This is a genomic window from Flavobacterium sp. ACN6, from assembly GCF_002304005.1.
Taxonomy (GTDB): Bacteria; Bacteroidota; Bacteroidia; order Flavobacteriales; family Flavobacteriaceae; genus Flavobacterium.
Genome location: NZ_MRCQ01000022.1, coordinates 1 through 20279, shown reverse-complemented (window position 1 = coordinate 20279; position 20279 = coordinate 1). Strand labels below are relative to the sequence as shown.

At 33.9% G+C, this 20279-nt stretch carries 17 protein-coding genes and 1 rRNA gene; 2 read left to right on the top strand and 16 right to left on the bottom strand.

The genetic code is table 11. The annotated features are described in order from the left end of the window. Positions 1 to 18: 18 nt before the first annotated feature. Positions 19 to 1167, bottom strand: coding sequence for a FecR family protein (locus tag BSF42_RS21785; RefSeq protein WP_095955208.1), 1149 nt, complete (start codon positions 1165 to 1167; stop codon positions 19 to 21). Positions 1168 to 1446: 279 nt separating this feature from the next. Between BSF42_RS21785 and BSF42_RS21780 the strand changes: the two genes are divergently transcribed. After that, positions 1447 to 2049, top strand: coding sequence for an RNA polymerase sigma factor (locus tag BSF42_RS21780; RefSeq protein WP_095955207.1), 603 nt, complete (start codon positions 1447 to 1449; stop codon positions 2047 to 2049). A gap of 20 nt (positions 2050 to 2069) precedes the next feature. Here BSF42_RS21780 and BSF42_RS21775 read toward each other — a convergent pair whose 3' ends face one another. Together BSF42_RS21775 and BSF42_RS21770 are read right to left on the bottom strand one after the other, a co-directional pair. Further along, a complete protein-coding gene (locus tag BSF42_RS21775) occupies positions 2070 to 2420 on the bottom strand; it encodes a gamma-glutamylcyclotransferase family protein (RefSeq protein ID WP_095955206.1) in 351 nt (116 codons plus the stop codon). A 122-nt stretch (positions 2421 to 2542) separates the two neighbouring features. Then, positions 2543 to 3265: an MBL fold metallo-hydrolase gene (locus BSF42_RS21770; RefSeq protein ID WP_095955205.1), complete on the bottom strand. Its 723-nt coding sequence runs from the start codon at positions 3263 to 3265 to the stop codon at positions 2543 to 2545. Positions 3266 to 3368: 103 nt separating this feature from the next. On the opposite strand from BSF42_RS21770, the gene BSF42_RS21765 reads away from it, so the two are divergent. Next, the gene (locus BSF42_RS21765; RefSeq protein WP_095955204.1) at positions 3369 to 4244 is read left to right on the top strand and encodes a LysR substrate-binding domain-containing protein; all 876 of its coding nucleotides are present in this window, start codon (positions 3369 to 3371) and stop codon (positions 4242 to 4244) included. 116 nt (positions 4245 to 4360) lie between these two features. On the opposite strand, the gene fsa is transcribed toward BSF42_RS21765, so the two are convergent. The 13 genes from fsa to rrf form a co-directional block, all read right to left on the bottom strand. Beyond that, positions 4361 to 5017 (bottom strand): fructose-6-phosphate aldolase, encoded by a 657-nt coding sequence (gene fsa, locus BSF42_RS21760; RefSeq protein WP_095955203.1) that lies wholly within the window; start codon positions 5015 to 5017, stop codon positions 4361 to 4363. Positions 5018 to 5565: 548 nt separating this feature from the next. Beyond that, a complete protein-coding gene (gene xylA, locus BSF42_RS21755; RefSeq protein WP_095955202.1) occupies positions 5566 to 6891 on the bottom strand; it encodes a xylose isomerase in 1326 nt (441 codons plus the stop codon). A gap of 9 nt (positions 6892 to 6900) precedes the next feature. Then, positions 6901 to 8382, bottom strand: coding sequence for a xylulokinase (locus BSF42_RS21750; protein WP_095955201.1), 1482 nt, complete (start codon positions 8380 to 8382; stop codon positions 6901 to 6903). 3 nt (positions 8383 to 8385) lie between these two features. After that, positions 8386 to 9393, bottom strand: a complete 1008-nt coding sequence (locus tag BSF42_RS21745; RefSeq protein ID WP_095955200.1) for a GntR family transcriptional regulator — start codon at positions 9391 to 9393, stop codon at positions 8386 to 8388. Positions 9394 to 9791: 398 nt separating this feature from the next. Beyond that, positions 9792 to 10826, bottom strand: a complete 1035-nt coding sequence (locus BSF42_RS21740) for a glycoside hydrolase family 43 protein (RefSeq protein ID WP_095955199.1) — start codon at positions 10824 to 10826, stop codon at positions 9792 to 9794. A 24-nt stretch (positions 10827 to 10850) separates the two neighbouring features. Then, positions 10851 to 12284 (bottom strand): MFS transporter, encoded by a 1434-nt coding sequence (locus BSF42_RS21735; protein ID WP_095955198.1) that lies wholly within the window; start codon positions 12282 to 12284, stop codon positions 10851 to 10853. Between the two features lie 260 nt (positions 12285 to 12544). Continuing rightward, the gene (locus BSF42_RS21730) at positions 12545 to 13654 is read right to left on the bottom strand and encodes an endo-1,4-beta-xylanase (RefSeq protein ID WP_095955197.1); all 1110 of its coding nucleotides are present in this window, start codon (positions 13652 to 13654) and stop codon (positions 12545 to 12547) included. A gap of 250 nt (positions 13655 to 13904) precedes the next feature. After that, entirely contained in the window at positions 13905 to 15068 is a 1164-nt protein-coding gene (gene uxuA, locus BSF42_RS21725; protein WP_095955220.1) for a mannonate dehydratase, read from the bottom strand. A 110-nt stretch (positions 15069 to 15178) separates the two neighbouring features. Continuing rightward, positions 15179 to 15916 carry an SDR family NAD(P)-dependent oxidoreductase gene (locus BSF42_RS21720; protein ID WP_095955196.1) on the bottom strand — a complete coding sequence of 246 codons (738 nt, stop codon included), beginning with the start codon at positions 15914 to 15916 and terminating at the stop codon, positions 15179 to 15181. A gap of 17 nt (positions 15917 to 15933) precedes the next feature. Beyond that, on the bottom strand, positions 15934 to 18084 hold the full coding sequence (locus BSF42_RS21715) for an alpha-glucuronidase family glycosyl hydrolase (RefSeq protein ID WP_095955195.1): 2151 nt from the start codon (positions 18082 to 18084) through the stop codon (positions 15934 to 15936). Positions 18085 to 18366: 282 nt separating this feature from the next. Then, on the bottom strand, positions 18367 to 19395 hold the full coding sequence (locus tag BSF42_RS21710) for a LacI family DNA-binding transcriptional regulator (RefSeq protein ID WP_095955194.1): 1029 nt from the start codon (positions 19393 to 19395) through the stop codon (positions 18367 to 18369). A 100-nt stretch (positions 19396 to 19495) separates the two neighbouring features. After that, on the bottom strand, positions 19496 to 19945 hold the full coding sequence (locus BSF42_RS21705; RefSeq protein WP_095955193.1) for a PepSY-like domain-containing protein: 450 nt from the start codon (positions 19943 to 19945) through the stop codon (positions 19496 to 19498). 216 nt (positions 19946 to 20161) lie between these two features. Further along, positions 20162 to 20271: ribosomal RNA gene (gene rrf, locus BSF42_RS21700) — 5S ribosomal RNA — on the bottom strand. Positions 20272 to 20279: the final 8 nt, after the last annotated feature.

The window sequence follows — 20279 nt, the reverse complement described above, 5'->3', positions numbered from 1 at the left end:
ATTTTTAATTTTTTAATTCTATTTAATCGTAATTCTATCTCTGTCAATAATATAATTTATGGCATAACTATCGCTGAAATATTTCAGAACCACTTCAATTGGTTCATTATCAAAGCGGGCGTTAAAAATTTCTTTTCCCAGCATTTTATTTCTGTTAATGAAAGTCACATTGTAATGACGTTCCAGCTTTTTGATAATATCATCAAAAGAAGCATTTTTAAATACCAGACTTCCTTTTACCCAAGCTGTATAATAATCTGTATTGACTTGTTCCGTGCTAATTACCGATTGGCCTTTTATATTTGAACCTTTTTCTCCAGGTTTTAAATAAACGGGATTTTCTTTCGTTTTCTCATCTTTATAAAGCGACACTTTCCCATCCACCAAAACAACATCTGTGCTTCTATTTTCAGTATAGGTATCCACATTAAACTTAGTTCCCAAAACCTCAACATTTACATTCTGCGTATTCACTAGAAACGGGTGCATTTTGTCTTTTTCTACTTCAAAATAACCTTCTCCAAGCAGATAAACTTGTCGGTTTTGATTTTTTATAAACTGCACTGGATATCGAAATGATGTTCCAGCGTTTAAATACACCAAAGTTCCATCTGATAATTGTACTTCAAACTTTTTACCGTACGGAATTCTAATTGTATTGTAAACTGCAGTTCCTTCTGCATACGATTTAGAATAAACCAATCTGTTTTTTTCCTGTTTTCCAATTACATTTCCGTCTTTATCGATTACATTTCGTGCTTCATTTGGATTAAGAGTCTGCGATTCGCTGCCAAGCTGCAATACAATTTCATCTTCTCTCGGAATAACACTATTTTGTTTGGATTGAGGAGCATCTGAATTTTTATAAAAATAAAACCCGCCCAAAGCCACAATTAAAATCGCTGCATATTTAAAATACGATGAAAATCTTCTTTTTCTAAAAACATTATTTTCTTTTTGAATTCTTTCTGAAAGTTGTTTTCTAACTTCAGTAGAATCAAAAGAGTTCATAACGCTATCCACTGCGTAATTGGTTTTTATAAAATCCTTAAACACAATTCGGTTTTCATCCTCTTTTAACCATTCTGTCAGTGTTTCAATTTCTTCCTGACTTGCCTGATTTGTGATAAATTTAACGATTAACCGTTCTGATTTTTTCACTGTCATTTTAGTTGTTTTTAATATTATTACGAAGCAAAAAAACAAAACCCTAACAATTTGATAAAGTTTTTTTCATTTTGATGATTTTTTTATTTTCCACAAGTTTTTTCCCTTAATAAATTCTACTAATTTGATAGAGATTAAAGAGTAAATGTTTTTATCTTTGCGATTTTGACCTGTTTTATTTGTAATAATTTTCAAATAGAAAATGCTAAAAGGACTTATTTTTTATTAAAAAAACGCCGATTTAGATCCTAAAAACTATTAATTTATATATTTGTTTCTATGAAAACCGATGATTACCACGATAATGATACACTAATTGAGTCTCTTAGAAATGGAGATGAAATGGCGTACAGCTATCTAATCGATACTTATCATCATAAACTTTGCGTATACGCCAACAGTTTGGTAAAAAATGTTTACAGTGCCGAAGACATTGTTCAAAATGTTTTTATCAAGGTTTGGGAACAGCGCACGAGATTAAAATCGGATCACGCTTTAAAGAGTTTTCTCTACAAATTAACTTATAATGAGTTCATCGATTTATATCGAAAAAATCAATCTCTGTTTTCTTTAGAAAAGTCGTATTACGATGCTTTGAACGGAATTGTTCAGGAAGATGATTCAGAAGCTTTTCAGAGAGTTCTGAATGCTGTAAACAAGGAAATTCAAAATCTGCCTCCAAAATGCAAAGAGGTTTTTATTTTGAGTAAAAAAGAAGGTTTAACCAATATTGAAATTGCAGAGCATCTAGATGTTTCTATAAAAACCGTTGAAGCTCAAATTACTAAAGCCTTTTCTATTCTGCGTTCTTCATTAGAGGAAAAAGTGAGAAGCGTTTTGTTTGTATTATTTTCAAAGAAAAAAAAAATCAGACTAAATTAATTAATCTGAATCTTTTGACTTTATTGTTTTAAAGCATAAATAAACCCAATTCCCTTTTGACCACTTTCGAGTTCGTATTCTGCTTGAATTCGAATATAACCGTCACCTTCAAATTCGTCGAGATAATCCCAATTCTCAGTTAGATCATTAGAAAAAAGAACATAACAATTAATTGTTTCTGCTTCATCAGGATTTACAGAAATAAAACCATTATAACCTAAAGAAGAACCCCAGCCTCCTTCTTTCAGTTTTCCTTTAATACTTGCTTTTTTCCACTCTCCCTTTATCGGATCCATAACCGAATGATTTGATTCCCCCGGCGCCAGCGAACCATAAATAATCAAAGCCGGAATTAATTCTAAATCTCTCATCTTTATTCTATTATCTTACTTCTTTCTTCTATTCTCTTTATTCTATTCTCTTTATTCTATTCTCTTTATTCTATTCTCTTTATTCTATTCTCTTTATTCTATTCTCTTTCTTCTTTCTCCCCCTAAAACTCTAAAACAGGCATCTTCATATCATGATACAAAAGTACTTTCCAATTCTCTTCTTTAGCCTGCAGCTCCCATTTTTTACGTGATTCCATGGCGCGCTTTCCGTCAAAATCTGTTTTGTAGGCTACGTGCATTGACAAATATACTTTTTGAGGTAAATCGTCAGCGCCGTAAAATACAATTTCATCGTTGGCTTTGATCCAAAAAACTTGATGGAATTTGGTATGTCCAGCCGAAACTTCATAGAAAATTTCATCGGTAATTTTTCCGCTGTCAGAATCTAGTAATTCAACATTCGGAAGTTTTTCCAATTCACTTAATATTTCAAAAACATAAGACGGATTATTGATTTGTTCTAAAGCAAAATCTATTTCTCTTTTTTGAATGTAAATCGTTGCATTAGGAAAATTTTGAACCAAATTACCATTCTCAAAGTAACCAATTCCTTCTATATGATCTTTGTGTAAATGCGAAACCAAAATTTTTGTAATTTGTTCTGGCTCAATATTATTTTTTCTTAAGATTTGATGAATAAATGGAATTCCATCATTTACAAATCCTAGACCAAAATCAAGTAAAATAACATCATGATCTGTAATAACCAGAAAAGGCTGAATCGCCATTTTGAGTCCAGGATCGGTCGTTTTTTCTGTAATAAGTTTGAATTCTTTTTTAGAATCTGCAATATAATTTCCTTCTTGTAAAGCTATGATTTTCATTTTGTTCTTGCGCTAATTTTATAACAACACAAAGTTCTTAAGAATTTCTATATTTGTAAAACCTTATTTTTCGATAAAATCAATCGCTAAAACCGATTTATAAATGGAACTCAGACAACTCAAATATTTTCTTAAAGCAAAGGAATTATTGAATTTCACCGAAGCAGCATCTGCATTACATATTAGCCAAAGCACTTTATCACAACAAATTAAACAATTGGAAGATGAACTGCAAGTACCGCTTTTTAATAGAATCGGTAAACGAATTGGTTTGACTGAAGCGGGAGATTTATTTTCTGTTTACGCACAGCAATCGGTTAATAAAGCTGCTGACGGTTTCGAACTTTTAAAAGATTTGAATAATCTTGAAACAGGAAAAATTGCAATTGGTGTTACGTATGCATTGCGTCATGTGGTTACAAAAGCTTTGATTGTATTTAGTTCAGAATATCCTAAAATTCAATTCGAAATTGTATTTGGAACTTCGCAGGAATTAATTCAAAAACTGAATTATTTCGAACTCGATGTAATTTTGACTTTTGAAGAAATCGCTTCCGAGGCTCATTTCAAATACAGGGAATTATTTACTTCTCCAATGGCTTTGGTAACCTCGTCTGAAACGCCTTTAATTCATAAAAAAAGTATTTCTTTAAAAGAAGTTAGTTCCTTGCCGCTAGCGCTTCCGTCGAGCGGTTTTAGTACCACGCAGTTTATTAATAAGGCTTTTGAAAAAGACAAACTTCACCCAAAAGTCACAATTGAAATAAACGATATTCCGACTTTGCTTGAATTAATTAAAACGGGAAAATGGCATACGATCTTAACCAAAACAACAGTCGAAAATGAAAAAGATTTATTTGCTATTCCGATAAAAGGACAAAATATGACACGAACTGCAATGCTGATTTCTTTGAAAGAAGTATATGAGAAAAAGGCCGTTATTGCTTTTTTGAAAACACTTATGGAGAATTTGAAATAGATTTTTTTATTGTTTCTTAGAAACATGAATCCAGAAATAATCAGTCGCTTTCAATTAAAAAAACTCCGTTTCAAATGACTGAAAGGGAGTTTAAAATTGTACAAAAATGGAATTTATTAAAGATTCATCTTTTTAGCATCTTCAACAAATTGTTTTAAACCAATATCGGTTAACGGATGTTTTAATAATCCTTTTATTGCCGAAAGTGGTCCCGTCATTACATCCGACCCTACTTTTGCACAGTTTACAATATGCATAGTATGTCTTATTGAGGCAGATAATATTTGTGTTTGATAATTATAATTATTGTAGATTTCTCTAATTTCTTCAATCAGATGCATTCCGTCTGTCGAAACATCATCTAAACGTCCTAAAAATGGAGAAACATAAGTCGCTCCAGCTTTTGCCGCTAATAAAGCTTGTCCAGCAGAAAATACTAAAGTTACATTGGTTTTAATTCCTTTAGAAGAAAAGTATTTACAAGCTTTTATGCCATCGCCAATCATAGGCAGTTTCACCACAATCTGCGGATGAAGTGCAGCAAGCTCCTCGCCTTCTCGTATCATTCCGTCAAAATCGGTTGAAATTACCTCGGCAGAAACATCGCCCTCTACAATATTACAAATATTCAAATAATGTTTTAGAATATTATCTTTTCCGCTAATTCCTTCTTTTGCCATTAAAGATGGATTGGTTGTTACGCCGTCTAAAACGCCTAATGCCTGCGCTTCTTGAATATCCTGAAGATTAGCGGTATCAATAAAAAATTTCATAGTTTTTTTGGTTTAAATAGTTTGATTAAATAGTGGTTTATTTTGAGTAAATCGTGTAGTTTGTCGTTTCTTTTTCCTTGAAATGACAAGATTGTGTTTAATTAACTTTGTCAATGTAAACAACTTTGACAAAGATTCTGTGTAGTTTCCAGCAATTTGTAGAAACGCACTGCAGTGCGTCTAAGTACAGTGAGTAAAATGTGCATCTCGATCGATTCCGCTCTTCAAAAAACCATCAATAAAAAATACTCACTTATTATTTTATCAAACTGACTTATTTTGGTTTTCATTATCAAAAAATAGTAACTAAACCTTCCATCTATTTTCGTAAAATTTAGATCTCAAAAACAAGTCATAGTCTTAATACACATTTCTTTATTTTATCTTAAGAAATAAATTAAAATAGCTTTTAAAAACAATTTAACTTTCTATAGCTATCATTTTAAAAATTATAAATCTTTCAGATATTCTGTCTTAATAAATATTTTTAAAAAGACCTAACAGGTTTTAAAAACCTGTTAGGTCTCATATCTTCTAAAAAATACCAATTAAATATATTGGTTGATGATATTTTCAAACAATTCTTGCTTACCGCTTTGAAGCGTTAATTCTCCATTTTGGTTTGCAATATCATATAAATCTTTAAGGTTTAATTTTCCGTTTTCGAATTCTTTACCTTTTCCAGAATCAAAAGAGCTGTATCTTTCTGTTCTTAATTTTTCGTAAGGAGACGAAGTAATAATTTTATCTGCAGTCAATAAAGCCCTTGCAAAAGTATCAGCACCACCAATGTGCGCCAAGAAAACATCTTCTAAATCTGTAGAATTTCTTCTGATTTTTGCGTCAAAGTTTACACCGCCACCTTGTAATCCGCCAGCTTTTAAGAAAACCAACATAGCTTCAGTAGTTTCCTGGATATTATTTGGGAACTGATCTGTATCCCATCCGTTTTGGTAATCACCTCTGTTTGCATCAATACTTCCTAACATTCCAGCTTTTGCAGCAACTTCTAATTCGTGTTGGAAAGTGTGTTGTGCCAATGTAGCGTGGTTTACCTCGATATTGATTTTGAAATCTTTATCTAAACCATATTCCTTTAAGAATCCAATTGCTGTTGCAGTATCAAAATCGTATTGGTGTTTAGACGGCTCCATTGGTTTTGGCTCGATAAAGAAAGTTCCTTTAAAACCTTGTGCTCTTGCATAATCTCTAGACATTGCCAAGAATTGCGCCATGTGGTCTAATTCTCTTCCCATATCTGTGTTTAGTAAAGACATATAACCTTCTCTACCACCCCAGAATACATAGTTTTCTCCGCCTAATGCAATCGTTGCGTCAAGTGCTAATTTTACTTGTCCTCCGGCTCTTGCTACTACATTAAAATCAGGATTTGTAGCCGCACCGTTCATAAATCTTGGGTTTGAAAAACAGTTTGAAGTTCCCCAAAGTAATTTAATTCCAGACTCCGCTTTTTTCTGTTTTAAGTATTCTGTAATTGTCGCCAGACGTTTTTCAGATTCTGCGAAAGTTGCTCCTTCAGCAATCAAATCGTAATCGTGGAAACAGAAATAATCGAATCCCATTTTGCTTATAAATTCAAAAGCTGCATCAGCCTTGTCTTTCGCTGCTTGAACCGCATCTGTAGATTGATCCCAAGCAAATTGCTGCGTTCCTGGCCCGAATGGATCACTTCCTTGTCCGCAGAATGTGTGCCAATATGCAATAGCAAATTTAAAGTGCTCACGCATAGTTTTTCCAGCTACAACTTGGTCTGGATTGTAATATTTAAATGCTAATGGATTATCAGATTCCTTTCCTTCAAATTTAATTTGACCAATACCTTTGTAGTATTCTTTATCTCCTAAAACTATCATTTTGTTCTTTTATTTATTTGTTAATATTAATTCTAACTCTTGTTTCCATTTTTGATATGCCGTCTCGTAAGGCTCTTTGTTTGTCAGCGGTAAAAAAGTCATTACATGATCGTTGGCACTAATATTAGCTCCAAATTTACTGTAATCGCCATCTTTTAAACCCACTGCTCTCGCTGCGCCTACTGCTCCCGTTGTATTGTAAATTTCAATTTCGTGACCAATTAAAGTCGCCACGGTATTAGAGAAAATCTCCGAACGAAAAAGGTTATCATTTCCTGCTCTAATAACATTAATCGTTGCATTATCATCTTTTAAACATTCCATTCCGTACACAAACGAAAAAGCAATTCCTTCTAAAGAAGCTCTAAACAAATGTGCACTGTTGTGAATATTTAAGTTGAGGTTCAAGAAATGAGTTCCAATATTCTTGTTGTTGAACATACGCTCAGCACCATTTCCAAACGGAATTACGACCACACCTTCTGATCCCACTTCAATATTCGAAGCTTTTTCATTCATTGCTTCATAACTTTCGTTACCCATATTATTACGTAGCCATCTGTACTGAATTCCTGCTCCGTTAATATTCAATAATTTACCAATTCGAGGCGTCTCCAATTCGTAATTAACGTGAACGAAATTGTTTACTCGCGTACTTTTTCCTGATGACAGTTCGCTTACAGCATAAAACACACCCGAAGTTCCGCCAGTTGCCGCAACTTCTCCCGGATTCAACACATTCAATGCCAAAGCATTATTAGGCTGATCTCCCGCTCTGTAAACAATTGGAATTCCTGCAGGAAGTCCAGATGCAGCCGAAGCTTGTTCTGTAACAATTCCCTGATTTGTAAAGTTTTCTACAATTCTTGGCGTCAAAGATTGGTCAATTCCATAATAATCCAAAAGCCAGTTGGCCACTTTATTATCTTTATAATCCCAAAGCATTCCTTCAGACAAACCATTTTTGGTTGTTGTTACTTCGCCTGTTAGTTTCAAAGCGATATAATCTCCAGGAAGCATGTATTTATCAATATTATTGTAAACTTCTGGTTCATTTTCTTTCACCCATTTCAATTTCGAAGCCGTAAAATTTCCTGGAGAATTTAATAAATGCTCCATACATTTTTGCTCTCCAATTTCGGCGAAAGCCTTATTTCCAATTTCAACCGCACGGCTGTCGCACCAAATGATCGAATTTCTAAGCGAATTTCCAGCTTTGTCCACAATCACCAATCCGTGCATTTGATACGAAATACCAATACCCTGAATTTTAGACGCATCAATATTAGCTTCTTTAATTGCTCTTTTTGTAGCCGTACAAATGTGCTGCCACCAAATTTCAGGATCCTGTTCTGCCCAGTCTGAATGCAGAGACAAAATTTCCATTTCGTTTTGAGGCTCGTTCAAAACAATTACTTTTTTGCCCGTTTCGGCTTCTACCAAGGCTGCCTTGACAGAAGAACTTCCAATATCATATCCGATATAATACATAATTTACAATGATTCTCTTAATATTAAATTTGTCGGCACATAACACTGAGTATCTTCATCATGCGTAATAAATGCCGCTGCTTTGGTTCCTATTTCTTTAAAATCAGTTGAAACAACCGATATTCCTTTATATATAAACTTTTTCATTGGAGTTTCGTTATACGACAAAAAACCAACATCTTTTCCAGGCTCAAAATCCTTCTCTTTACATTGCTCTAAAAAGTACCCCAAAATCCTGTCACTCACACTGATGTAAGCAATTTCTTTTTCGATATTAAACTTTTTAGGATCTGTAATAATTTCATATTTAAAATTAAAATCACCACAGAATTTCTTAAAAAACTCAACCGTTTCCCACGGGTGATTCGTAAAATCTGGATATATAAAATCTATCTTTTTATACTTTTTAAACAAGTCAACCGCCTGTGTCAAAGATTCATAAAATGCCTTTCCAAAATCCTGAAAAACATAATTATGCGTTTTATCCGCCTGAATATTCCAATCGATCAAAAGCAGTTTATCATTTGAAATTGCCGACAAAGCAGGAGCAATAGCCTTGTGATCAAAATTCATAACCACATATTTATAATACTTCCCGATTCCATTATTGATAATCGTTTTAAAAACATCAATATTATAATGATGAAACTGCACATCAATAATCACATTATCAGGGAGATTATTTACAACCGAATGATACAAAACCTCTTTATAAGCTTTAAAAGTATCTAAAACCAAAAGTACTTTTCTCGTTTCACCTGCCACATAATAGCCTTTATTGGGTACAGAATCGATTGTTTTCTGCTCCTTTAGAATCGAATACGCCTTAAAAACTGTATCCCTAGAAAGCTGATATGTTTTGCAGATCACATTTACAGATGGCAGCAAATCTCCCTTTTGCAAAATATTTTCTGCTATCGAATTTGTGATTCCGTCAACCAGCTGCTGGTACTTCGGAATATCACTGTCATGATTAATTACAAACTCAAATTTTTCTTCTTCTTTTAGCATACCGTTCTGTTCCGTTCTGTTATGCTAAAGTAGATAATTTTTTTTTACAAAAAATTCTTTTTGACATTAAAATTGTTAATTTTTAAAAATTACTATTTTCAAATTTTGGGCGTGTCCCGCCGAAAAAAGGCGGGTCGGGCTATTCGTTACAAGTCCTCGCTCTTCCTTCGTCAGGCTGTGGGCTTTCCACTGCTATCCCTCACGCAAACCGTTTTCAAAAACTCTAATGGTTATATCAGATATAAAAATCAATTTTAAAGCTCCAGCGGAGCGTAATATTTATAGACCAATCATTCACGAATTTTAAAGCTCTAGCGGAGCGACATCTATTCGGCATTTAAAAAACATATCGTGCCTCTGGGACTTAGATTAAACATTTTTTATTGATAATTAACGTTTTAATCCAGCGATCTTCTTATTCCATAAGGATCAATCGTTACAATTGAACCGTCTTCGAGATAATCGATTTTGGTTACTTTAATACTTCTTAAATGCGTTACTCCTTTTGATAAACTTGAATCGTGATAAAACAAATACCATTCATTCTCAACTTCACAAATCGAATGGTGCGAAGTCCAGCCCACAACCGGATTCAAGATTCTCCCCTGATATGTAAACGGCCCATACGGATTGTCTCCAATCGCATAACAAATAAAATGAGTATCTCCAGTCGAGTATGAAAAATAGTATTTCCCGTTGTATTTATGAACCCAGGAAGCTTCAAAAAAACGACGATTATTATCGCCGGCAAGCAAAACTTCTCCGTTTTCATCCACAATCTTAATTTCTTTTGGTTCCTCGGCAAACTCCAGCATATTATCAGTAAGCTGCGCCACAATTGGCCCTAAGGCAGGTTCATTTCCATCTGGCTCTTCATTATCCTGATCGTATCTATTATTTCTATATTTCTGAAGCTGTCCACCCCAAATTCCTCCAAAATAAATATAGTGCTTTCCGTCTTCGTCTTCAAAAACCGCGGGATCAATACTGTAACTTCCTTTTATCGCATCTGGTTCAGGCATAAATGGCCCCGAAGGAGAATCGCTGACAGCAACACCAATCTGGAAAATTCCATTGGCACGTTTAGCAGGAAAATACAAATAATACTTCCCGCTTTTATGTGCCGCATCTGGCGCCCACATTTGTTTTTCTGCCCAAGCAACATCATTTACATGAAGTGCTACACCATTATCTACGGCTTTTGATGTAATATCTTCCATTGAAAAAACGTGATAATCTTCCATTCCGAAATGATCTCCGTTGTCATTAAACGGAATTCCTGCGTCAATGTCGTGCGACGGATAAATGTAAATTTTTCCATTAAATACATGCGCCGAAGGATCGGCTGTATATATGTGAGAAACTAATGGCTTTGAAATCGCCAGTTCATTAATTTCCTCGAAATTAATTTGTTCAATACTATCTTCAGGCATAGTGATCTTTATTTTTTTAAATAATTAAGTTCTTCTTTGTTTTAAGTCAGTTTCAATCTGCACTTCCATTTCTTTATTGATTTTATAGAAAAACAATAGTCCCGCTCCAATCAAAAATGGAATGGCAGGAAAAATACTGACCAATAATTTGATTCCGTTAATAGCATTTTCGTTCTGTACAGCTGAGTTTGGAGCGTAATGAAAATATCCTAAAAACAATGTCGTTAAAGCACCGCCAATGCTTAATCCCGCTTTTAAACCCACCATCATGGCTGAGAAAATAATCGCTGTTGCGCGACGGTTATTCAGCCATTCTGAATAATCAGCAACATCTGCAATCATCGCCCAAAGAATTGGGATGGTAATTCCGTAGAAAAATCCGTGCAAGATTTGGGAGAAAAAAATTAAGCTGATTGAAGTTGGCGGAAAGAAATAAAAAGCAACAATAAACAGTGTCGAAATAAATAAAAACAATCCGAACACATTTCGCTTTCCGTACTTATCGGCCAGATTTTTAGACAATGTAATTCCGACAATCATAAAAATAATTCCGCCTGCATTAAACAATCCAAATCCAGCTGAAACGGGATCATTTCCAAAATGATTCAAACCAATTTTCGATAAAGTATCTAATATTGGTTGAATAAAAACAGCCAGTTGATCTTTATCTACATAGTTTTCAAAATAGTACACATACGAACCGCCTTTCATGGCCAAAGTAATAAAAACCAAAGTCGTAAGCGTGAGCATAATAATCCAAGGTCTATTTTTAACCAAATCGCTTAAATCTTCTTTTATACTCGACTTCTGTTCTGGTTTTGGAATGATTCTTTCTTTTGTCGTTAAAAATGTTATCAACAGCATAATGGTTCCAATGATTGCCAAAACTGTCATAACCTTTTCAATACCAATTGCTTTATCGCCGTTTCCAGCACTTTTTATAATTCCAAGCATAAAAACCTGAACAAAAAATTGTGCAAACATAACGGCCACAAAACGGTACGATGACATACTATTTCTCTCTGACATGTCGCCAGTAATGACGCCGCTTAAAGCAGAATACGGCAGATTATTTCCTGCATAAAAAAGCAGTAATAATGTATAAGTTACAACTGCATAAATTACTTTTCCTTTATAAGCAAAATCTGGAGTTGAAAATGCCAATAATGCCACCACACCAAGCGGAATTGCTGTTGCCAGAATCCAAGGTCTGAATTTTCCCCATTTGGTACTCGTTCTATCTGCTAAAACACCAATAATTGGGTTAAAAATAAAAGCTGCAATTAAACCAACCACTAACATGATTATAGAAGAATCTGTTGGCGAGAGACCGTAAATATCAGTATAGAAATAAGCCAGATATGTCATCAAAGTTTGAAAAACTAAATTGGCAGCAAGGTCTCCTAAACTGTAGCCAATTTTTTCCTTGATGGATAATTTTTGTGAAATGTTAGTCATTTGTGGTTTTGTGGTTAGTTAGTTCTTACTCCTGCAAGGTTTCCAAAACCTTGCAGGTTTAAATTGTTTTTATACAGCTTCTCAATCATACCTACAAGGTTTTGGAAACCTTGCAGGTAAGCAAATAAAACTCAAAACAATCGGTTGTGTAAATTTAGATAAAAAAACATATTACGCAAATTTAGTTTACTTTATTTCAGAAATATTTTCAAAAACAACCGCTTGTCAATTATTTTTCAATCTAAAATTAATTTTACTACTTATTCTACAGTCTTTTTCAACTTCAAAATACTATCATAAGCTGGTTTATGTTCTAAATTAACATCAAATGGCAATGGATAATTCGTTCTCCCCTTTATAGGCCAGTCATTTAGCCATGATTGTTTGTCATAAACTCCCCAAAAAGTAACGCGGCTGATTTTGTCTTTATGCTTTAAAAACAGTTTAAAAATGGAAGCATAACGTGCTGCCAATTGCGTCTGTACAGAATCTGGTAATGTTTTAGGATACGGATTCATTTTCGCACTTCCTTCAAAGTTCTGATTTACATCTGCACCCTTTAAATCCCACGGATTTGGTAAAACGGTAATATCCAATTCTGTAAAGGCAACTTTAATTCCCAATGCTGAATATTCTAAAATGCTTTTTTCAATTTCTTCAAGTGACGGACTTTGTAATCTCCAATGTCCCTGAATACCAACGCCATCAACTTTCCCTCCAGCCTCTTTTATTTTTTTGATTAAAGCGATTGCTCCTGCTCTTTTTGCAGGTTCTTCGATATTATAGTCGTTGTAATACAATTCTGCTTTTGGATCTGCCTTTTCTGCGAGTTTAAAAGCATCAACTAAATATTGCTCTCCAAGCGTATTCAAAAAAACAGATTTTCGTAAAGTCCCGTCTTCATTTAGAGCTTCATTTACAACATCCCAGGACTTAATTCTTCCTTTGTATTTTGAAACAATTGTCGTGATATGATCTTTCATAAAAGCTTTCATTTCTGTGCTGTCAGCGATTTTTTCCATCCATGGCGCTAATTGGCTGTGCCATATCAAAGTATGCCCATGAATGAACATTTTATTCTTTTCGCCGTAAGCCACAAATTTATCCGATAAAGCAAAATCATATTTGTCTTTTTGCGGATGCGTGAACATAGATTTCATTATATTTTCTGCCGTAATAGCGTTAAATTCTTTTTGAATTAGCGAATCGACTTTGATGTTTTTTTCTTCAATTTGATCTGCACTTAAAGCTGTACCTATATAAAAATCATTTTTATAAGCATCTTTTAATGTCGTGACTTCTTGCTTTGAAGAACAATTTACAAACAGTATTGTAGTCACTGCCAGCAAATAAAGATTAATAAATTTCATGTATTTTTTGGTTTAATAGTTAATAGTTTTTGCAACACATAGAGACATCGTTTTTCTTTGCTTACAAAAAAAGACATTTCACTTGCATAAATAAGCATAGTATTCTCATAGATGCTTTCAATATTGTCATTTCGACGTAAGGAGAAATCTCCGCAAGAAGCTCCAAACAGAATGTCGCGAATCTTTATTGAATTCCTTCCTCGGGAATGACAGAAATTCAAATACTGCATTTGAGTATAAACTTTTAGAATTACAAATTCAATTTATAAGCAATCCCCATTTCTAAACCTCGCAGTTCAGCAAGACCTTTTAATCTTCCTACCAAAGAATATCCAGGATAGGTTTCTTTCATTTCGTCTACCGAATGCAGAAAACCGTGATCTGGGCGCATTGGCAGACTTATTTTTGTTTTGTTCATCAATACTAATAATTTCTCAACAATAACTTCCATTTTAGTATCACCTTTTAAATGTTCCGATTCCCTAAAAATAGTTTCGCTTTCGCGAAAGGTATTTCGAAGGTGTAAAAAGTGAATCCTATCTCCAAAATCATCTATAATTTTTTCCAAATTATTATCAGGATTCGCACCTAAAGATCCTGTACAATAACACAACCCGTTTGCAATTGAAGGCACAGCTTCAAAAATAGTTTTGATATCTTTTTCGGTCGAAACAATCCTTGGCAGTCCTAAAACCGAAAACGGAGGATCGTCTGGATGAATGGCCATTTTTGCGCCGACTTTTTCTGCAGCAGGAACAACTTCTGATAAAAAATAAATCAGGTTTTCTCTTAGTTTTTCATTGTCAATATTGGTGTAATTATCTAATAAAGACAAAATTTGTTCTGCCGTAAAATTGATCGTACTTCCTGGCAAACCCAATAAAACATTTTTAAACAGTAACGCTTTTTCTTCTTCCGAAAGTTTACTTCCAAAATTTAAAGCTTTTTGTTTTGCATCTTCAGAATAATCATTTTCGGCATTTGGTCTTTTTAAAAGAAAAACATCAAAAAAAGTAAAAGCATCCTGATTGTACAACAAAGCTTTGCTTCCATCTTCATTAATAAAATTATGATTGGTTCGCACCCAGTCTAAAATCGGCATAAAATTATACGTGATGATTTTGATACCGCATTCTGCCAGATTTTGTAAACTAGTTTTATAATTTTCGATGTATTGAAAGTAATTTCCTGAAGCGCGTTTGATTTCTTCATGAACTGGCAGACTTTCAACAACGGTCCACTCTAAACCATAATTCCAAATAATCTTCTGTCTTTCTTTTATAGCTGCGATTGTCCAGACATCACCAACCGGAATTTGATGCAAAGCCGTTACAATTCCCGCTGCTCCAGCCTGCTTAATATCGACCAAACTTACCTTATCATTTGGACCGAACCATCGCATGGTTTGTTGCATTTTTATCATACTATTTTTTTTCTGCCACTAAGGCGCTAAGTCACAAAGTTTTCTTTCAAAGTTTTTAAAATAGAACTTTGTGACTTAGCGACTTTGTGGCATTTTCACAATTAAAATCCAATACTATTTCCTCCATCAACTGGCAAAACAGTTCCCGTTGTATATTTGGATTCGCTTAAAGCGAAATAATAAACAGCATCTGCAATGTCAGATGGTTCTCCTAAAAAGCCCATTGGCGTTCTTCCTAACACTTTATTTTTTCTTTCAGGATCATTATCTAATGCTGCAGCAGACATTTTGGTTTTTATAAATCCTGGTGCAATACAGTTTACACGAATGCCAAATGGAGCCAATTCTGTAGCCATCGCGCGCGTCATTGATTCGATTGCACCTTTACTTGCCGAATACGCTATTACTTTTGGAATTCCGTATTGTGATGCCATAGAACTGATATTGACAATGCTTCCTCCTCCATTTTCTTTCATGTTTTTGATCACTTCTCTGCTCACCGAAAAAACACTCAAAAGATTGGTATGAATTACCGAAAGAAAATCGGCATCGGTTACATTTGGAATTTCTTTTTTCAGATTGATTCCCGCATTGTTTACCAAGATATCTATTGAATTATCTTTGGTTAAATTTTCAATCATTGCCGGAATTCCTTCCAAATCATTCAAGTCAAAAATTATCGGAATTGCATTTTCGCCAATTTCACGACAAGCCTCTTCAGTCTTGTCTTTTGACCGGCCAATTATATACGTTTTGATTCCGTTATCGCATAGTTTTTTTGCTGTTGCATAACCTAATCCTGAATTTCCTCCTGTAACAATTGCTGTTTTTGTACTCATAATTTTGCTGTATAATTCTAATTTCCCGGGGCAAATGGGAATTTTAATGATTTAAAATACTCTAAAGTTTGTGTTGGTTTTTCAATTCCCGCAGGAAGTTCTTTTCCTGAAAATTGCTGAAAATATAATAAACAGGCATCGCGCCACCATTTTGCTTCTTTCTGCTGAATTTCGAGTAACATTTTTACTTCGTTAAAACGTTCGCTGTCAACATATTTTTCAGATTTATTCCAGACGTTCTGCATTTCAGCTACTTGATCTACGCCTTCTTGATATTTAAATGCAAGACTGTTCCATAAAGTTTGTCCATTTTTTAATTTATAATCCCATGAAACATGATGAAACCATAATAAATCTTTCTCTGGACAGGTTTCTAAATTATCAAATAAATTCGCTGCTTCTGGCGCATATTGCGATACAGCATTTGTTCCCGACTTTGATCTGTCGAAACCAATTCCGTTTTTATCTGCTTTATGATAATACGTCGGATTCCATTCTGGCCTTGACAAATCAGAAACCCAAGGTCCTGGCCCGTAATGATGTCCCGTATCCATAATATGATGCAGACCCAGCGGTGTCATATAATTTACAACCGCTTCACGTGATTCAATCATCATATTTTTAACTGGTTTTATGAAATTTTCATTGTTAGAAAAAGTACATCTCAGCCATTCATCAGCAATAGTTTCAGCATCTAAATACGGATTCCAAGCCAATCTTCCGAAACCGTACCAATTCGCCTGCGCAAAAGGATGTCCTGTCCAGTTCAAGTCATTCCCTATGTTAGAAACTCCAGCGATTCCAGTTAATTTATTTTGATATAAAGTGCCGTCAATTGCCTTAGCAACAGTTGAACCTTTTCCTTTTTGATACGTATCTGATTCTAAAACTTCCTGAAATAATTTGGGCAGAAAAACCAAATGTGTACTAAAGCCTAAATATTCTTGTGTGATTTGAAATTCCATCATTAAAGGTGTCTTGGGCATCGCACCAAATAACGGATGAAATGGTTCTCTAGGCTGAAAATCGATTGCCCCGTTTTTAACCTGAACGATTACATTGTCTTTAAATTTTCCGTCATACGGCTGAAATTCCGCGTAAGCTTGTTTCGCCCGATCGTTTGCATCATGTTCAGAATATACAAAAGCTCTCCACATAATTACGCCTCCAAAAGGAGCAACTGCATCGGCCAGCATATTCGCACCGTCAACATGATCTCTTCCATAATTTTGAGGCCCAGGCTGACCCTCTGAATTGGCTTTCACCAAAAATCCTCCAAAATCAGGAATTCGTTTGTAAATTTCAGCAGCTTTGTCTTTCCACCACTTTATAACTTGTGTATCTTTTGGATCGGCAGTTTTTAAATTTCCAATTTCAATTGGTGCTGAAAATCTTGCCGTTAAATATACTTTTATACCGTAAGGTCTAAAAACGTTTGCGAGTGCTTCTACTTTCTCTAAATATTGTGGTGTCAAAATTAGAGCGTTTGCATTTACATTGGTCAAAACTGTTCCGTTAATTCCTATTGATGCATTTGCTCTGGCGTAATCAATATAGCGCTCATCGATAAAATCAGGTAATTTCTGCCAGTTCCATAATGAAAATCCGGCATAACCACGTTCCACAGTTCGATCGAGATTGTCCCAATGGTTTAAGATTCTAATATTTGTTTTTGGTGAATCGGCTATATTTAAGTTTTGGATTGATTTATGGGTCTGAATTAATCTTAAAAAATTGAAAACTCCATATAAAACTGCAATATCATTTTTCCCCGAAATGATAATCTGTTTTTTATTTTTTAAATTAATTGTTTTGATTATAAAACTTTCATTAGTTATCTTATCAAAATCCGTTTTTAGTATTTTTCGTAATTCTGAATTTAGAGAAGTATGAGAGCCTATAATTAAATTGTTTTCTCCATTAATTTCTGAATTGATTTCTGGTTTACTTCCCAGCATATTTACAATTCCATTCTCCAACTCTTTTATAGTAATTTTCGATGTTTCAGAATTTCCAAAAGAAACAATTCCCTGAATATTATTTTTATATTCTGAAGAAATTATATCATTAGCTATCTTATCATACTGAAGCCATAATTTATAATCCTTTTGCGCTAACGCCGAAAAGGAAATTAAAAATAACAGGAAAACAAATTTTAATGAAGTCATTTAATTTGGGTTTATTCTTAATGTTTATTTTTACGATTTCAGATTTTTTCTTCTCAATAAGGATATTTGATAAAATTTTAATTTAAAAAATACATTATTAAAAATAAAACAATAATTGCAATCGGTTGCGTAAAAATATAGGATTGTTGTTTAAGAAAAAAATTTTATCCTATTTTTTTTTATTAATTTTATTTTTATAACAAATAAAAGCAGGATAATTTAAAAAACTATCCTGCTTTAGTACGGTAGAATCAAGATTAAATATCTTGAATTTTGCAATGTTTATTTCTGCGTAGATTCTCTCGCCAGTACTTCTGTATTTAAAAAAGTAATTTCTTTGGCATCATCATTTTTAGACGATTTCAAGTTTTTGATAATAATTTCCGCTGCTGCTTTTCCCATTTTTTCGGCGGGATGCGTAATAGTAGATAAGTTGGGATCAATAATCTGCGAAATAGGGTCGTTATTAAACCCTATAACTTTTAATTCTTCTGGTACTTTTATACCGCGTTTTTTAGCTGTCTGCACAGCACTAACCGCAATAATATCTCCTGGAGCAAACAATCCGTCTGGCATTGGTTTTAAATCAAATAAAGCATTGCTTGCTTTTACACCGTCTTCATAAGTAACCGAATTTAAATTAATAATCAATTCTTCTTCAACGGTAATATTATGATCCTTCAACGCTTCTATATATCCTCTTTTTCTTTCGTTATATAAATTACCTAATTCAGATCCGGCGGTTAAATGCGCAATGCGTAGACAACCTTGTTCAATAAGATGTTTTGTAGCTTTATAACCAGCAGAATAATTGTCTATTACCACACGAAAAGTATTATAATCTTTTGGAACCCTGTCGACAAAAACCAACGGAATATTATTGTTTGAAAACTGATGAAAATGCGCTGTATCTCTGGTTTCCATAGCCAATGAACAAATTACGCCACTTACGCGATTACTGTAAAGGGACTTAGCCATATTTACCTCTTCTTCGTAGGAGTCGTGCGACTGCATAATAATTACGGTATAATCAGACTTTTGAGCCGTAATTTCGATGCCGCTGATTAAGGATGATAAAAACGGCTGGGTAACGGTTGGAATTAAAACTCCAATCGTTTTGGTTTTGTTTCCGCGTAAACCTGCTGCTAAAGTGTTGGGTACAAATCCCATTTCTTTCGCAGTTTCTTTTACTTTTTTTATCGTTTTATCACTAATGGTGTGATGATCTTTTAAAGCTCTCGAAATAGTAGATGTGGCCAAATTTAATCTTTCAGCAATATCGTAAATCGTAACGTGTTTATTTTCTTCCATGAAATAGATAATAGAAATGTAAATATAAACTATTTTCCCGTTTATAGACCAGTAGAGAAACGGTGTCTATAAACGGGAAAATTAATTTGTAGAATAGATTTTATTTATTTTTCACATCATTCTTTTTATCTTTTAGAATCTTACCGTCTTTCGTAAATTCCAAATCGATATCATTTGTTAAGTCAACATCCAAATCTTTGTGTCCATAATCTATATGCGTTATTTTTTCATTTGGATGATTTTTGGCGACATAAGCCTTAATATTATCTGGAATAAAAGCGGTTGGAATTGGTTTATCGCCACCGTCAACTTCACGGTATGATCCGTCTTTCCAAAATTCTACTTCCGTTCCGTCTTTCAATTTTACTTCAAAACCTTTTTCTCCATGTTCAGCGTCTTTTTTGGCGCTTTCAACAGCGGTGTTGCCAAAGTATTTCTTTAAAAATTCCTGAGCTGGTTTTGGCAGTTCTGTAACTTCTATTTTCTTCTGTGCGCTGGCCGAGATTGTTAGACTTAACAATACTATGGCTAAAAATATTCTATTTTTCATGATGTATTTATTTAAGTATAGTATTACTAATTTACATCAAGAAAAATTATATTCAAATTAATTTAAGAAATTTTTAGTTATTTAACAGTACATAAATCACTAAATAACAACCACTTACCGATTGAGAAATTATCAATAATTTAAGTAAATTTCGTTTATTCACAAAACCCATATAAAAGCAAAAAACCCTATCCGTTTTGGATAGGGTTTTTCAAAGAAAGGCGACGACATACTCTCCCACATAACTGCAGTACCATCTGCGCAGGCGGGCTTAACTACTCTGTTCGGGATGGGAAGAGGTGAGCCCCGCCGCAATAACCACCTTAAGGTTTTT

Coding starts and splice junctions, on each gene's coding strand:
- xylA (WP_095955202.1), bottom strand. CDS start 6,891: ATGATAGTTTTAGGAGATAAAGAATACTACAAAGGTATTGGTCAAATT.
- BSF42_RS21765 (WP_095955204.1), top strand. CDS start 3,369: ATGGAACTCAGACAACTCAAATATTTTCTTAAAGCAAAGGAATTATTG.
- BSF42_RS21750 (WP_095955201.1), bottom strand. CDS start 8,382: ATGTATTATATCGGATATGATATTGGAAGTTCTTCTGTCAAGGCAGCC.
- fsa (WP_095955203.1), bottom strand. CDS start 5,017: ATGAAATTTTTTATTGATACCGCTAATCTTCAGGATATTCAAGAAGCG.
- BSF42_RS21740 (WP_095955199.1), bottom strand. CDS start 10,826: ATGCCTGAAGATAGTATTGAACAAATTAATTTCGAGGAAATTAATGAA.
- BSF42_RS21705 (WP_095955193.1), bottom strand. CDS start 19,945: ATGAAAAATAGAATATTTTTAGCCATAGTATTGTTAAGTCTAACAATC.
- uxuA (WP_095955220.1), bottom strand. CDS start 15,068: ATGCAACAAACCATGCGATGGTTCGGTCCAAATGATAAGGTAAGTTTG.
- BSF42_RS21735 (WP_095955198.1), bottom strand. CDS start 12,284: ATGACTAACATTTCACAAAAATTATCCATCAAGGAAAAAATTGGCTAC.
- BSF42_RS21720 (WP_095955196.1), bottom strand. CDS start 15,916: ATGAGTACAAAAACAGCAATTGTTACAGGAGGAAATTCAGGATTAGGT.
- BSF42_RS21780 (WP_095955207.1), top strand. CDS start 1,447: ATGAAAACCGATGATTACCACGATAATGATACACTAATTGAGTCTCTT.
- BSF42_RS21775 (WP_095955206.1), bottom strand. CDS start 2,420: ATGAGAGATTTAGAATTAATTCCGGCTTTGATTATTTATGGTTCGCTG.
- BSF42_RS21730 (WP_095955197.1), bottom strand. CDS start 13,654: ATGAAATTTATTAATCTTTATTTGCTGGCAGTGACTACAATACTGTTT.
- BSF42_RS21715 (WP_095955195.1), bottom strand. CDS start 18,084: ATGACTTCATTAAAATTTGTTTTCCTGTTATTTTTAATTTCCTTTTCG.
- BSF42_RS21785 (WP_095955208.1), bottom strand. CDS start 1,167: ATGACAGTGAAAAAATCAGAACGGTTAATCGTTAAATTTATCACAAAT.
- BSF42_RS21745 (WP_095955200.1), bottom strand. CDS start 9,393: ATGCTAAAAGAAGAAGAAAAATTTGAGTTTGTAATTAATCATGACAGT.
- BSF42_RS21770 (WP_095955205.1), bottom strand. CDS start 3,265: ATGAAAATCATAGCTTTACAAGAAGGAAATTATATTGCAGATTCTAAA.
- BSF42_RS21710 (WP_095955194.1), bottom strand. CDS start 19,395: ATGGAAGAAAATAAACACGTTACGATTTACGATATTGCTGAAAGATTA.